At 64.6% G+C, this 13,809-nt stretch carries 15 protein-coding genes; 4 read left to right on the top strand and 11 right to left on the bottom strand.

What is annotated here, in order from left to right; all coding sequences use genetic code 11:
• Window positions 1-493 precede the first annotated feature (493 nt).
• The 4 genes from prmC to B5525_RS08040 all read right to left on the bottom strand — a co-directional run bounded on the left by prmC (window position 494) and on the right by B5525_RS08040 (window position 6,571).
• A complete protein-coding gene (prmC, locus tag B5525_RS08055; protein WP_079565527.1) occupies window positions 494-1,366 on the bottom strand; it encodes a peptide chain release factor N(5)-glutamine methyltransferase in 873 nt (290 codons plus the stop codon).
• Between the two features lie 166 nt (window positions 1,367-1,532).
• Window positions 1,533-2,618 carry a peptide chain release factor 1 gene (prfA, locus tag B5525_RS08050; RefSeq protein WP_079565526.1) on the bottom strand — a complete coding sequence of 362 codons (1,086 nt, stop codon included), beginning with the start codon at window positions 2,616-2,618 and terminating at the stop codon, window positions 1,533-1,535.
• Window positions 2,619-2,730: 112 nt separating this feature from the next.
• Entirely contained in the window at window positions 2,731-4,998 is a 2,268-nt protein-coding gene (gene ptsP, locus B5525_RS08045; protein ID WP_079565525.1) for a phosphoenolpyruvate--protein phosphotransferase, read from the bottom strand.
• 316 nt (window positions 4,999-5,314) lie between these two features.
• Window positions 5,315-6,571: an aspartate kinase gene (locus B5525_RS08040; RefSeq protein WP_079565524.1), complete on the bottom strand. Its 1,257-nt coding sequence runs from the start codon at window positions 6,569-6,571 to the stop codon at window positions 5,315-5,317.
• Between the two features lie 190 nt (window positions 6,572-6,761).
• On the opposite strand from B5525_RS08040, the gene B5525_RS08035 reads away from it, so the two are divergent.
• The 3 genes from B5525_RS08035 to B5525_RS08025 all read left to right on the top strand — a co-directional run bounded on the left by B5525_RS08035 (window position 6,762) and on the right by B5525_RS08025 (window position 9,036).
• Window positions 6,762-7,229, top strand: coding sequence for a PH domain-containing protein (locus B5525_RS08035; protein WP_079565523.1), 468 nt, complete (start codon window positions 6,762-6,764; stop codon window positions 7,227-7,229).
• Between the two features lie 16 nt (window positions 7,230-7,245).
• Window positions 7,246-8,004, top strand: coding sequence for a bifunctional 2-polyprenyl-6-hydroxyphenol methylase/3-demethylubiquinol 3-O-methyltransferase UbiG (ubiG, locus tag B5525_RS08030; RefSeq protein ID WP_079565522.1), 759 nt, complete (start codon window positions 7,246-7,248; stop codon window positions 8,002-8,004).
• A gap of 132 nt (window positions 8,005-8,136) precedes the next feature.
• Window positions 8,137-9,036: an EamA family transporter gene (locus B5525_RS08025; RefSeq protein WP_079573081.1), complete on the top strand. Its 900-nt coding sequence runs from the start codon at window positions 8,137-8,139 to the stop codon at window positions 9,034-9,036.
• Here B5525_RS08025 and B5525_RS08020 read toward each other — a convergent pair.
• From B5525_RS08020 to B5525_RS07990, 7 genes are all read right to left on the bottom strand, one after another.
• Window positions 9,033-9,473: an EamA family transporter gene (locus B5525_RS08020; RefSeq protein ID WP_079565521.1), complete on the bottom strand. Its 441-nt coding sequence runs from the start codon at window positions 9,471-9,473 to the stop codon at window positions 9,033-9,035. The two genes, B5525_RS08025 and B5525_RS08020, sit on opposite strands and share 4 nt — an antisense overlap.
• A 13-nt stretch (window positions 9,474-9,486) precedes the next feature.
• The gene (locus tag B5525_RS08015; protein ID WP_079565520.1) at window positions 9,487-9,969 is read right to left on the bottom strand and encodes a DUF1178 family protein; all 483 of its coding nucleotides are present in this window, start codon (window positions 9,967-9,969) and stop codon (window positions 9,487-9,489) included.
• The gene (locus B5525_RS08010) at window positions 9,966-10,844 is read right to left on the bottom strand and encodes a carbon-nitrogen hydrolase family protein (RefSeq protein WP_079565519.1); all 879 of its coding nucleotides are present in this window, start codon (window positions 10,842-10,844) and stop codon (window positions 9,966-9,968) included. The genes B5525_RS08015 and B5525_RS08010 overlap by 4 nt, the downstream gene beginning before the upstream one ends.
• Complete coding sequence (gene grxC, locus B5525_RS08005) at window positions 10,841-11,116, bottom strand: glutaredoxin 3 (protein ID WP_079565518.1); 276 nt, start codon at window positions 11,114-11,116, stop codon at window positions 10,841-10,843. The genes B5525_RS08010 and grxC overlap by 4 nt, the downstream gene beginning before the upstream one ends.
• Before the next feature lie 33 nt (window positions 11,117-11,149).
• A complete protein-coding gene (locus B5525_RS08000) occupies window positions 11,150-11,959 on the bottom strand; it encodes a ComF family protein (RefSeq protein WP_079565517.1) in 810 nt (269 codons plus the stop codon).
• A 72-nt stretch (window positions 11,960-12,031) separates the two neighbouring features.
• The gene (locus tag B5525_RS07995; RefSeq protein WP_079565516.1) at window positions 12,032-12,511 is read right to left on the bottom strand and encodes a GcrA family cell cycle regulator; all 480 of its coding nucleotides are present in this window, start codon (window positions 12,509-12,511) and stop codon (window positions 12,032-12,034) included.
• 80 nt (window positions 12,512-12,591) lie between these two features.
• A complete protein-coding gene (locus tag B5525_RS07990) occupies window positions 12,592-12,804 on the bottom strand; it encodes a hypothetical protein (protein ID WP_079565515.1) in 213 nt (70 codons plus the stop codon).
• Window positions 12,805-12,913: 109 nt separating this feature from the next.
• Here B5525_RS07990 and B5525_RS07985 point away from each other — a divergent pair, with 109 nt between their 5' ends.
• Window positions 12,914-13,765 (top strand): class I SAM-dependent methyltransferase, encoded by an 852-nt coding sequence (locus tag B5525_RS07985; protein WP_079565514.1) that lies wholly within the window; start codon window positions 12,914-12,916, stop codon window positions 13,763-13,765.
• The last annotated feature ends 44 nt before the right edge of the window (window positions 13,766-13,809 follow it).

Below are 13,809 nucleotides of genomic sequence, written 5' to 3'. Positions count from 1 at the left end.
CCTTGAGTGATAAAGAGTGATAAACCTTGGATCGCCGTTGTCACAGTCGTCCTGCTCGCAAGCGGTACGCCTCATGCACACCGAATCGCCGTGCAGTTCGATTCCACACAGATTTTGCCGTAACCCGCGGTCAACAAAGACGCGTTCCCCAACAGTCCAGCGGATACCGCCAGCTGCATCAAGTCATTCCGCCCGCCAAAACGAGCACAGGTTTCTCGCGTGAGTTTTCAAGCGCAATATCAGGCTTTCGTTCGCTTTGCGGTCGCAAGCAGCGCAGCTCTTAAAGCCATCGCGCTCGGGTAGACCTGCGTTTTGGAACCTTTCACCCGGGGCGGGCTCTCGCTTTGAGAACTCTGGCCTCCACCCGTATTGTCTACACCCATATAGCCTAGGGGGTACCTACGGGGCCAGCAACCCTGGACCGATGTTGTAAGCGGAAGGTAGTCGCTCCCGGGGAATATTCCAAGTGGTTTTTTCGCTCTCCAATCGGGCTTTATGGGGGCAATTTCCGGCCGGCCACCGCCCGGCGGACGCCCCCCAGATCGGCTTTTGGTGGCACAGGAAGCATTAACCCCGCAGCCGTCATCAAGCCTTCAATGTCGCCGCTCTGGCCCTGTCCCACTTCCACCACCAGCGCGCCTTCGGGCGCAAGCAGCCTTGCCGCCTGCGGGATCAGGGCGCGATAGGCATCCAGCCCGTCCGCGCCGCCATCAAGAGCAGCCCGCGGATCGTGAACGCGGACCTCGGTCGCGAGGCCGGCGATTTCCGCCGAGCGGATATAGGGCGGATTGGAGACGATCAGGTCGAATGGCCCGGACAGCGCCGCCGCATAGTCGCAGGCGACGAAGCCGGCGCGACCGGCCAGCCCCAGATCGACGGCGTTGCCGTGTGCTGTTTGTAACGCCTCCTCGCTGATGTCGGTGCCGACGCCATACGCGTCCGCCAATTCGGACAACAGCGCCAGCAGGATCGCGCCCGAACCGGTGCCGATGTCGGCGATGCGCCAGCGCCGATCTGCGCGCGGAGCGGTGCGCTGCATGTCCAGCGCCAGTTCGACCACCGTTTCGGTGTCGGGCCTCGGCACCAGCGTCGCGGTCGAAAGTTTGAGCGGCAGGCCCCAGAATTCCCTGCTTCCGAGCATGCGGGCGACCGGCTCGCCCGCGAGGCGGCGGCGCGCGAAATCCTCAAGACGCGTCGCTTCCTCGGAGGTGAGATACCGATTCGCCGCCGCGATGACGCCGGTGAGGTCGAGACCGAGCACCGCGCCGATGAGGACTCGTGCGTCGAGTTCGGCCGAATCGATTTGTGCGGATTTGAATCGTGCCGTCAGCGTGCGCCGTGCGGCATCGACGGTTTGTCCGATCATGCGTCGTCCCCGCGAAAGCGGGGATCCATACGCCGCGGCCTCTCAGTGGGGGTGGTAAGTGTTGATATCTCTGGCAACAACGACGGCCTGCGGTTATGGGTCCCTGCCTTCGCAGGGACGACAGCGAGGATGTTGTGGAATCGCGGCGATAGCCGGGACGACGTTCTCACGCCGCGGCGCCCTGGGCGGCGAGCTGGGCTGCCTGATGTTCGGTGGTCAGCGCATCCACCAGTTCGCCCAGGGCTTCGCCGGCCATCACCTGCGGCAATTTATAGAGCGTCAGGTTGATGCGGTGATCGGTGACGCGGCCCTGCGGGAAATTATAGGTGCGGATGCGCTCGCTTCGGTCGCCGGAGCCGACCTTCTCGCGGCGATCGGCGGAGCGCACCGCATCGATGCGCTGGCGTTCGGCGTCGTAGATGCGCGAGCGCAGGATGTTCATCGCCGAGGCGCGGTTCTTGTGTTGCGAGCGGCTGTCCTGCATCATCACCACGATTCCGGTCGGGATGTGGGTGATCCGGATCGCCGATTCGGTCTTGTTGACGTGCTGGCCGCCGGCGCCCTGCGCGCGCATGGTCTCGATCCGTAAGTCGTCCTGCTTGATATCGACGTCGACGTCCTCGACTTCCGGCAGCACCGCGACCGTCGCCGCTGACGTGTGAATGCGGCCCTGCGTCTCGGTGTCGGGCACGCGCTGCACGCGATGCACGCCGGACTCGAACTTCAATTTGGCGAAGGCGCCGCGGCCTTTCACCTCGGCGATGATTTCCTTGTAGCCGCCCATGGTGCCCTCGCTGGCGGAGATCACCTCGACCTTCCAGCCCTGCAAGCCTGCAAACCGCTCATACATCCGGAACAGGTCGCCGGCGAACAGCGAGGCCTCGTCGCCGCCGGTGCCGGCGCGGATTTCCAGGACGACGTTGCGGTCGTCCATGGCATCCTTGGGCAGCAGTGCCACGCGGATCTGCTGCGCCAGCTCAAGGCTGCGGGCGGCAAGCGTTTCGCGTTCGGCCTCGGCCATGGCGCGCATCTCCGGATCGGTCGCGGCATCCGATATCAGCGCCTGGGTGTCGGCGATTTCCTTCTCCGTGGCGCGGTAGGCCTTCACGGCGTCGATCAGCGGATTGAGTTCGGCGAGTTCCCGGGTAATCCGCACGTAACTTTCCGAATTCACCTGGCCAAGCAGCTGCGCCTCGAGCGAGGCGTGGTGCGCGAGCAGGATATCAAGTTTGGCTTCGGGGAGCATCGACATGGTCAGGTCTCGAATTACACGCGCATTCAGCAAAAGTGGATACCGGTGTTGCGTATGGAATGCGCGTCAAACAATAAAATGCGTGAGGGGCGTTGCGCGGGCGACAGCCTCGCTACAAGGACAGCCCTTCGGCTTCGGCGAACTCCGTCAGCTTCTGCCGGATCGATACGCTGCCGGACGGCGCATCGAGCAGCGGCATCAGCATCGCTTCGGCCTTCTTGGCGTCGAGATCGAGGATCATCGCCTTGACCGGCCCGTGCCCGGTCGCCGACATCGACAGCGAACGGTAGCCGAGCGCGATCAGCGCCAGCGCGCCAATTGGCTTCGAGGCCATCTCGCCGCACAGGGAGGCGGATTTCTTCGCCGCATTGGCCTTGCGCACGATGTCGCGCAACGCCCGCAGGATCGGCGCCGACATGGTGTCGAACCGCTCGGACACCTTGGCATTGCCGCGGTCGACAGCGAACAGGAACTGGAACAGGTCGTTGGACCCGACTGAAACGAAATCGACCTTCTTCAGGAGCTCGTCGAGCTGATAGAGCAGAGCCGGCACTTCCACCATGGTGCCGACGTCAATCCGCTCCGGCAGCGGGTGGCCGTGCTGGCGAAGATAAGTCAGTTCGCGCTCGACGATCGCCTTGGCGGCATCGAATTCGGAGACTTCGGTGATCATCGGGAACATGATGCGGAGCGCACGCCCGCCGCCGGCACGCAGCAGGGCGCGGATCTGGCCGCGCAACAGGCCGGGGCGGTCGAGCCCGAGCCGGATCGCGCGCCAGCCCAGCGCGGGATTTTCCTCGATCACGGTCTCCATATAAGGCAGCGCCTTGTCGCCGCCGATGTCGAGGGTGCGGAACGTCACCGGCTTGGGGCCCGCGGCGTCCAGCACCGTTCGGTACAGCGCGAGCTGATCGCTGGAGCGCGGCAGGCTCTGGCCGACCATGAATTGCAGCTCGGTGCGGAACAGTCCGATGCCGGCGCTGCCAGTGTCGTCGATATGCGGCAGGTCGATGGTGAGGCCGGCGTTGATCATCAGTTCGATCGTTTGGCCGTCCTTGGTCACGCACGGCATGTCGCGCAGCGCCGAATATTGCGCCTGCCGCCTGGCGCGGAACCGCACCCGTTCCGCGTAGGCCGATTCGATCTCCGCCGACGGACGCACGTAAATCTCCCCCGAAGTGCCGTCGACGATGATGGCGTCGCCGGGATCGGCGATGCCCGGCGCGTTCGCGATTTCGCCGACCGCGGGGATGCCGAGCGCGCGCGCCACGATCGAGACGTGGGAATTGGCGGTGCCTTCCTCCAGCACCAGCCCGCGCAGGCGCTTGCGATCATAGTCGAGCAGCGCCGCGGGCCCCATCGCGCGCGCGATCAGGATGGCGTTGTCGGGCAGCTGTTCGCGCGAGGGCGCATGATCCTGCCCGACCAGCTGCCGCATCAGGCGGTGGCCGAGATCTTCGAGGTCGTGCAGGCGGTCGCGCAGATAAGGATCGGTCGAGCGCAGCATGCGCGCGCGGGTGTCGGACTGCACGCGCTCGACGGCGGCTTCCGCAGTGAGGCCGGTGGCGACGGCCTCGTGCAGCTTGTGCGACCAGCCGTGATCGTTGGCGAACATCCGGTAGGCTTCCAGCACGTCGCGATGCTCGCCGCCCTCGGCGACGTCGCCGCGCTCCAGCATGCGGTCGAGGTCGGCGCGCAGTTTTGTAAGCGCGGCATCGAGCCGCTTGATTTCCTTGGGCAGGTCTTCGGCGATGTAGTTGGTGATGACGACGCGGGGTTCGTGCAGCACCACATGGCCGAGCGCGATGCCGTCGGACAGGATGGCGCCGGTCTTGTGCAGCGAATGCCGCGCCGCGGGCTCGGCGCCGGGCTGGGCGAGGGCGGAAAGCTCCCCCGATGCGATCATCTCCGCCAGCACCATGGCGGTGGTCTGCAGCGCCTCGACCTCTTCCTCGACATAGGTGCGCTTGGCGCGGTTCTGCACCACCAGCACGCCGAGCGTATTGCCGGCGCGCAGGATCGGCACGCCGAGGAAGGAGTGGTAGATTTCTTCGCCGGTTTCCGGGCGGAACGAGAACGCCGGGTGGCTCTGCGCGTCGCTCAGATTGAGCGGGTTGGCCTCGCTCGCGACCAGGCCGACCAGGCCCTCATGGGAACTCAGGACGGTACGGTGGACGGCGTCGCGGTTGAGGCCTTCGGTGGCGTAGAGCTCGAGCGTGTTGTCGACGCGCAGCACATAGGTCGAGCAGACCTCCGCCACCATGTTGGCGGCGATCAGCACCACGATCTTGTCCAATCGCTCCTGGGCTGAGACCTTCTCCGCCATGGTTTCGCGGAGCCGTCTCAGCAAGACGCGGGGGCCTCCCGACGCGCTCCGCATGTGCTGACATCCTCCTCCGTTTGGCCAGCCCGCCGGGTGGCCGACAGCTGGCATTAAACCCACGAAAAACAACAATTTTATTCATTCGGCGCCGTCGCAAGTCCGAAAATGTCGGCCGAATCAGGATAACCGAAACTGTGGCACAGTTTGCGGCAGCCCACCCATCAGGCCGTATAGCGAATTGAGGCTTGTTTTGCCAAGCAAAACCCCTGCCAGGGTCGATCACGCCTCTGACAAGCAAATGCTGCGACCGCTAAGGGAAAATCTTTCTAAAACTTGATTGTCGCGAATGCCTGTCGTGCTGCGGGCCTCTCGATCACACCTGATCGAGCCCGTAGAGCGTGTGGAGGGTACGCACGGCGAGTTCGGTATAGGCGGCGTCGATCAGCACCGAAAACTTGATTTCGGAGGTCGTGATGGCGCGGATGTTGATATTGCGCGTGGCCAAGGCGGCGAATGCCTTGGCGGCGACGCCGGCGTGGCTGCGCATGCCGCTGCCGATTACCGAGACCTTGGCGACGTCGGTGGCGCTATCCAGCCGCTGGTAGCCGATCCTGCCCTTGGCCGAGGTGATGGTGTCGCGGGCGCGGGTATAATCCGAGGCCGGCACCGTGAAGGTGAGGTCGGTGGTGGCGCCGTCTTCGGAAACGTTCTGGACGATCATGTCGACATTGATATTGGCTTCCGCGAGCGGCCCGAAGATCGAGGCGGCGACGCCCGGCTTGTCCTGGATCTGGCGGACTGAAATCTGGGCTTCGTCCTTGGAAAAGGCGATGCCGGTGACGACGTGGGTTTCCATGATTTCCTCCTCGCTGCAGATCAGCGTGCCCGGCGGTTGATTGGCATGCGGGTCGATATCTTCAGGCTTGTCGAAACTGGAGCGGACAAAAATCGGCATGTTGTGAACCATGCCGAGTTCCACCGAACGGACCTGCAGCACCTTGGCGCCCTGCGAGGCCAGTTCCAGCATGTCCTCGAAGGCGATCTTGTCGAGCCGCCGCGCCTTCGGCACCACGCGCGGGTCGGTGGTGTAGACGCCGTCGACGTCGGTATAGATGTCGCAGCGATCGGCGTGAACGGCTGCCGCAATCGCCACCGCCGAAGTATCGGAACCGCCGCGCCCCAGCGTGGTGATTCGCCCGGTCTGCGGGTTGATGCCCTGGAAGCCGGCGATCACGGCGACTTCCTTGCGCTCCTTGAAGCGGCTGATCAGCTCGGTGCCGTCGATTTCGAGAATCCGCGCCGAGGCATGGGCATCGCTGGTCCGGATCGGAATTTGCCAGCCCTGCCAGGAACGCGCCTGGATGCCGATCGCCTGCAGCGCGATCGCGAGCAGGCCGGAAGTGATCTGTTCGCCGGAGGCCACCACGGCGTCATATTCGCGCGCGTCATGCAGGGGGGACGCCTCGCGGCACCATTCCACGAGTTCGTTGGTCTTGCCGGCCATCGCGGAGACCACGACGGCGACGTCGTGGCCGGCATCGACCTCGCGCTTCACATGACGCGCGACGTTGCGGATACGGTCGATATTGGCGACGGATGTGCCGCCGAATTTCATCACGAGGCGGCCCATGACGACTGGTGCATTCCCTTGATGGTTAAGAGTTGTGGCCAACCCGCAAAACTAAAGCGCGCCGGCCAAAAGGCGCGTATACATAGCGGCGTCGTTCGGGGCAAGCAACCGGGTTCCGGCGCTTGCCCGCAAAACGGCGCCGGATCAGGTTTTTGCAGGTAATTGGCGGCAGGGTAATTGAGGCCAGCGTATGGGGCGTTATATCGATGAAATCCTGCAGCCCGGCGAAAAGGTGCTGTATTCGACCAACGCGCACTGGATATTCTATTTGCCGGCGATCGCGGCCTGGATCGTGGCGCTGGTCCTGCTGATCCTGTCGCGCGCGACCATCACCGAGAGCATCATCCTGTTGTGCCTGGCGGCGGCGGCGGTCGTGGCGATTGCCGCGCTGTACTGGACCGTGACGGCCTGGTTCCATCGCTGGACCACGGAGACCGACGTCACCAATCTGCGCGTCGTCCACAAGGCCGGCTTCATCAAGCGCCGGACCTTCGAAATGAGTCTCGACAAGGTCGAGAGCGTCGATGTCAATCAGAGCATTCTGGGCCGGCTTTTGAACTACGGCAATGTCACGGTGCGGGGCGTCGGCGAGGGTGCCGAGACCATCCAGACCATCGCCGCACCGCTCGACTTCCGCAATCACATCACCGCGCGATAGGGGCATCGAGTAGTCCATGGCGATGCAGTCAAATTTGTCAGGCGTATCCGGAAGCACGGTCGATCCGGCGGAGATCGCGAAATTCTCGAGGCTGTCGGAGGAATGGTGGGACCCCAAGGGCAAGATGGCCCCGCTGCACAAGATCAATCCGCTGCGGCTGACCTATATTCGCGACGCCGCCTGCCGGAAGTTCGAGCGTAACGTCAAAAGCCTGAACTGCCTGTCGTCCTTGCGCATCCTCGATATCGGCTGCGGCGCCGGGCTGTTGTGCGAGCCGTTCACCCGGCTCGGCGCGCAGGTGATCGGCGTCGATCCGTCCGCCACCAACATCGCGGCGGCAAAGCTGCACGCCGACAAGGGGCATTTGTCGATCGACTATCGCTGCACCACCGTGGAACAGATGGACGTGCGCGAGCGCTTCGACATCGTGCTGGCGATGGAAGTGGTCGAGCATGTCAGCGACGTCGGCTTGTTCCTCAACCGCTGTACGGCGATGCTCAAGCCCGGCGGCATGATGGTGATCTCGACCCTGAACCGCAACTGGAAGAGCTTTGCGCTCGCCATCGTCGGCGCCGAATATGTGCTGCGCTGGCTGCCGCGCGGCACCCACCAGTGGGACAAGTTCGTCACCCCCGACGAACTCGCGCATTATCTCGGGCCAAACAAGCTCACCATCACCGAGCAGACCGGCGTGGTCTATAGCCCCTTCGCCGACCGCTGGAGCCTGTCCTCCGACATGGACGTGAACTACATGGTGGTGGCCGAGGGGGCGTAGTTTTTCACTTCGTCCCGCTGGCGGAGAGACGGAGTTGGCCGCAATCCTGTCATGACGCGCCTCCGGTTGACCGCGCGCGCCGCGCCCGGCACCGTAGCTGCACTTCCCGCCCATCAGCCAAATCCCCCGCTCATGCTCGGCATCGCCACGCTCTGGGTTCCCTTCACCATCATTGCTGCGCTCGGGCAGGTCGCGCGCAATGCGATGCAGCGGCAGTTGACGGGGCCGCTCGGCACCTGGGGCGCCACCAATATTCGCTTCCTGTTCGGCTTTCCGTTCTCGATTGTGTTCTTTGCCGTGGTGATCGCGGCGACTGGAGACCATGTGCCGTGGCCGACGGCGGCATTCTGGCCATGGCTCATGCTCGGGGCGCTCTGCCAGATCGTCGGAACCGGCATGATGCTGCTCGCCATGAACGACCGTTCCTTCGTGGTCACCACGGCGTACCTCAAGACCGAGGCGATCCAGACCGCGATTTTCGGTTTTGTTTTCCTCGGCGATCACCTGACGGTGCTGAAGGTGGTTGCAATCCTGATTGCGACCGCCGGCGTGGTCCTTGCCGCGCTGCGTCCGGGCGCCGAGAAGGGCTTTACCGACTTGAAACCGACTCTGCTCGGCCTCGGTGCCGCCGCGGCGTTTGCGCTGTCGGCGGTCGGCTTTCGCGGTGCGGTCATCGTGGTGCCCGGCGTGTCGTTCGTCACCGCGGCGTCCTACACGCTGGTGTTCGGACTGTTCGTGCAGACCCTGGTGCTGACGATCTATCTATTGGCGCGCGCGCCCAGCGTGCTCGTGAAGATCCTGGGGCTTTGGAAGCCCTCTGTCCTCGCAGGTTTCATGGGCGCGTTCGCCTCGCAGTTCTGGTTCCTGGCGTTCGCGCTGACCGCGGCCGCGAACGTGCGTACGCTGGCGCTGGTGGAAGTGCTGTTCGCGCAAGGCGTGGCGTATTACTCGTTCAAGCAACCGCTGTCGGCGCGGGAGCTCTCCGGGATTGCGCTGATCGTCGTGGGCGTCGCGTTATTGGTAGCGGTTTAACGCTTGAACGCGATCAGCACCGCGCCAGCGGCGATCAGCACGATGCCGAGCCAGCCGTTGAGCGAGGGCCGCTCGCCCAGAAACACCACGCCGAACAGCGCCACCAGCACCACGCTCAATTTGTCGATCGGCGCCACCAAAGTCGCCGGCCCGAGTTTCAGGGCGCGGAAATAACACAGCCACGACGCGCCGGTGCCGAGGCCCGACAGCAGCAGGAAGATCAGGGTCTTTGCCGAGACCGGTCCGGGGTGGCTGAGCTTGCCGGTCGCAAACAGGATCAGCGCGAGGGTGATCAGCACGATGACGGTGCGAATCAGGGTCGCGAGATCAGAGTTGATGTCCTCGACGCCGATCTTGGCGAAGATCGCGGTCAGGGCCGCGAACACGGCGGAGAGGACGGCCCAGAATTGCCAGGACGACAGCGTTTCCGGGCTCATGGGACGTTGCGCCTCAGTTGCGGTCGTCCGGCAGCACCGGTAGCGGCGTCACCTCGACGCCTTCATCGATCAACGCGCGCGCTTCCTCCGGCGAAGCCTCGCCGTAGATCGGACGGTGCTCAATATCGCCGTAATGCATCTTGCGCGCTTCATTGGGAAAGCGCTCGCCGACATTGTCGGCGTTCTTCACGATATGCTCGCGCAATTCCTTGAGCTTGGCGCGCAGCTCGCGCTCTTGCGCCATCAACAGCGGCGTCGACGCCGCCGGCGCTGTGACCTCCGTGCTCGTCGTGGCTGGAGCAGGCGCGGCTTCCGCGCTCTGGCGACCCTTCTTGCTGACGATCTGCGGGGCCATGATGGCGCGCTCGACCTTGGCCGAACCACAAACGGGACAGTTCACCAGCTTGCGCTTTTCCTGGGTTTCGTAGGCGGCCGAGCTTTGGAACCAGCTTTCGAACGCATGGCCCTTTTCGCAGCGCAGGTTGTAGTGGATCATGCCGATCCCCGCACCAGGTGCAGATGCTCGGGGCCGGCCTTGGGGTCGGCGACGCTGAAGCGTCGACCGTGCTGCAACGACGGCACGCTTTTCCGCGCCGCGTCGACCCGCGCGGGATCGATCCTGGCCATGAACACGCCGGGCTCGGTGCCGCCCTCGGCCAGCACTTCGCCCCAGGGCGCGATGATCAGCGAATGACCATAGGTCTCGCGCTTGTTCTCGTGCCTGCCGCCCTGGGCGGCGGCGAAAACGAAGCAGCCATTCTCGATGGCTCGTGCGCGCAACAGCGTATGCCAATGCGCTTCGCCGGTCTTTTTGGTGAAGGCGGCGGGCACAGTGAGGAACGACGCGCCGCTTTCGGCGAGCGCGCGATACAGCGCCGGGAAGCGCAAATCATAGCAGATCGTCAGCCCGATGCGGCCCCACGGCAAATCGGAGATCACGGCAGTCTCGCCCGGCTGGTAATTGGCGGATTCGCGATAGCTCTCGCCGTCCGGCAGGTCGATGTCGAACATATGGATCTTGTCGTAGCTTGCGATTACGAGGCCGTCCGGCCCGATCAGGAACGAGCGGTTGACGGCCCGCTCCGGCGAGGCGCGCAGCGCCAGCGAACCGATATGGAGATGGATCTTCAATTCCGCGGCGAGCGCGCGATAGGCCTTCAGCGAGGGATCGTCTTCTTCGCTGGCGAGATGTTCGAACAGCGCCTTGCGGTTCTCCTGCATCATGTTGCTCACCTCGGGGGTGAGCACATAGTCGGCACCCTCGGAGGCGGCCTGCCGAACCAGCTTGATGCCCTGCTCGAGGCTCGTCTCGGGCAACAGACCGGTGCGCATCTGCACCATGGCGGCCGTGAAGGAGTTGTCAGCGCTCATGAGGTGGCCTTTTTGCCCGCCAGCATCGAATCCAGCTTTCCCTCGCGGTCCAGTGCATAGAGCTCGTCGCACCCGCCGACATGGGACTCGCCGATGAAAATCTGCGGAAAGGTCGCACCGGCGCCGGCGCGGTCCCACATTTGCTTACGAAGCGTCGGATCGTTTGCGACATCGTGCTCGGTGAACGCGGCTTTTTTGCGAGTCAGCAGCGACTTGGCGGCGCTGCAATAGCCGCAGCCCGGGCGGGTGTAGATTTCGATGGCAGCGGTCATGTCGCGCTCGGCTTGGGGATGGAATGTTGCCGATTATATGGGGGTTTTATGGCTCTCCACAACCCGGGCGAACACCAGCACGTCGACTGACGCTGCTCTGGCGCGCAAAAGCGCCCGCGCGCAGGCGTCGACCGTGGCGCCCGTGGTCAGCACATCGTCGACCAGCACCACGCGGCGACCCTGGATCTCGGATCTTCTGTTGTCGGCGACCTTGAACGCGCCCTGCACGTTGCTGGCGCGCTGCGATCGGGACAGGCCGATCTGCTGCTCGGTCGGCCGCACCCGCCGGAGCGCTTCAGAGGCAAACTTCACGCCGCTCTGCCGCGCGATGACCCGCGCCAATGCACCGGACTGGTTATAACGGCGGCCCCACGCCCGCTGCCAGTGCAGCGGCACCGGAACCAGCGCGTCGGCCTCGTCTAGCAGCTCGCGGCCGGCCCGCGCCATCCAGCGGCCCATCGCGGGGGCGAGATCAGTTCGGTCCTGGTATTTCAGCGCATGCACCAGCGTGCGGGCGACGTCGTCATAGCGGACCGCGGCGCGGGCGCGTTGATAGGCCGGCGGATTGGCGATCGCTTCCATCGACAATAATTCGGGGCCGGGATCGTAGACGAAGGGAATGCCGAGGCGCGGGCAGTAGGGCTTTGCGATGAACGACAGTTTCGCCCAGCATTCCGCGCAGACGCCCTCGCCGTCGACCGGCTCGCGGCAGGCGACGCACAGCGTCGGCAGCGCGATGTCGAGCGCGATCCGCGCGGCATGCCGCCAGGCGCCGCGGCAGGCGGAAAGCGCGCCGCGCAAATGGACGGAGACGGAACGGGTCGGTGATGCCTCGGCGTCCATGGGCGAGAGGCTAGCGCCGCTTTGGGCCGCGCTCAAGCGTGCTGCATTGCCGGACCTGTCATCGAATTCGGCTCACCCCCGCGCGACGCGCTGGCGTGAGCCCGGCCGGTAGGCGAGCCGGGAGTGGCCCGGGCAGTAGGGCAGGCCTTCGACCGGGGTGTTGCCGCAAAAGCAGAAATCCTCGGCGCCGGGGGTCGAGATCGGCCAGCGGCATCGCTCCTCGCTCAGCTCTAGCAATGAGCAGCAGTGTCCGTTGGCGATCGGCTCGTCATCGGCCGGGTGCAGCGGCTCGGCGTACACCGCCTGGAGTATCCGGTATTGCAGCCTCGGCACCGAGCCGCGGCGGCGTCCCTTCGGGGCATCCTTCCGCGCCGGACGTGGCGCCTCGCCGCCTCTTTCTCGGGTCAGATTGAGGCGCGAGAGTTTGCCGATGACGGCGTTGCGGCTGACCCCGATGTCGTCGGCGATTTCGCGGCAAGTCAGCCCTTCGGCAAAACGGCTCTTCAGGAGTTCGAGGCGTTCCTCAGTCCAGGTGGGTTCCTTGGCGGGCATGTTGATGGTCCCAAGTTACGAGCCGTTACTTCAAATCCTGCTGGCCTTGCCGTCGTCCAAACCGTCCCCGAAGGCTCGCGCTACGGGCTCTTGCCGTTATCGCGGCCGTTGTCGCGGATAGACAACAGCCCGTCCTTGATGGCGAGGCGGATGCCTTCCTCGATCAGGGTCCTTGCAACGCCGGGAACGCTGGTACCGTGGGTGCCCTGTCTCACCAGCTTTTCGAGATAGCCAATGGTCGAGAGTGCCAGGGTGATCGGAACGCGGTCGGTTTCGGCTTTTTCTGTGGCCATGCCAAAAAGCTAGCCTTTAACTGAGGTACTGAAAAGTATCTTTTTAGAGTCTATTAGGATTCTAACGGGGCCGGATTGTCGCCCCGGGGAGATCGGCGTACCAACCGGCATGGCCCCCACCCCGAATGCCGCGCCGATCCTGTTCGACCGCCCTTTACTGCGGGTCCGGCAGGATCGCGCCCGGCGTGGCGGAGCGGCGACGTTCCTGCTCGATCGGGTTGCCGAGGACTTGGCGGAACGACTGCAAGCGGTGTTGCGGGAATTCAACAGCGCGGCCGATATCGGCACCCCCGGCGATCAACTCCGCAACGCGCTGGCCGGGCGCTTCCGTCAACTGGCGCGGATCGATCTGCCGGACATCGAAACCGAGCCGTTGGCGTTGCAGCCGGAACAGCTCGACCTCGCCGTGTCCGCGCTCGCCTTTCAATTCGTCAACGACCTGCCGGGCGTGCTGGCGCAGATCCGCCGCGCGCTCAAGCCCGACGGGTTCCTGCTGGCCGCCATGATCGGCGGCGATACGCTGACCGAACTGCGGCAATCCTTCGCCGCGGCCGAAGCCGAACTCGAAGGCGGGGTGTCGCCGCGCATCGCGCCGTTCGTCGATCTGCGCGATGTCGGAAGCCTGCTGCAGCGTGCGAAATTCGCGCTGCCGGTCACCGACGTCGACCGCATCGTGGTGCGCTATGCCAGCGCGTTCGCGCTGATGGCCGATCTCAGGCGCATGGGCGCGACCAATGTTCTGGTCGAGCGGCGGCGAAATCCGACCCGCCGTTCCACGCTGGTGCGGATGGCGCAGATCTATGGCGCGCGCTTTGCCGATTCCGACGGCCGCATCCGCGCCACTTTTGACGTGATCTGGCTGTCGGGCTGGGCGCCGCACGAGAGCCAGCAGAAGCCACTGAAGCCGGGATCGGCGAAAGCGAGCCTGGCGGAGGCGGTGAAGGGGATAAAGAAGACCTAGGCCCTCGTCATGCCCGGCCATGACGGATCAAAGAGTCAGCACGC

Source organism: Bradyrhizobium erythrophlei (genome assembly GCF_900129505.1).
Taxonomy (GTDB): domain Bacteria; phylum Pseudomonadota; class Alphaproteobacteria; order Rhizobiales; family Xanthobacteraceae; genus Bradyrhizobium; species Bradyrhizobium erythrophlei_D.
This window is presented reverse-complemented; position numbering and strand designations above follow the sequence as displayed.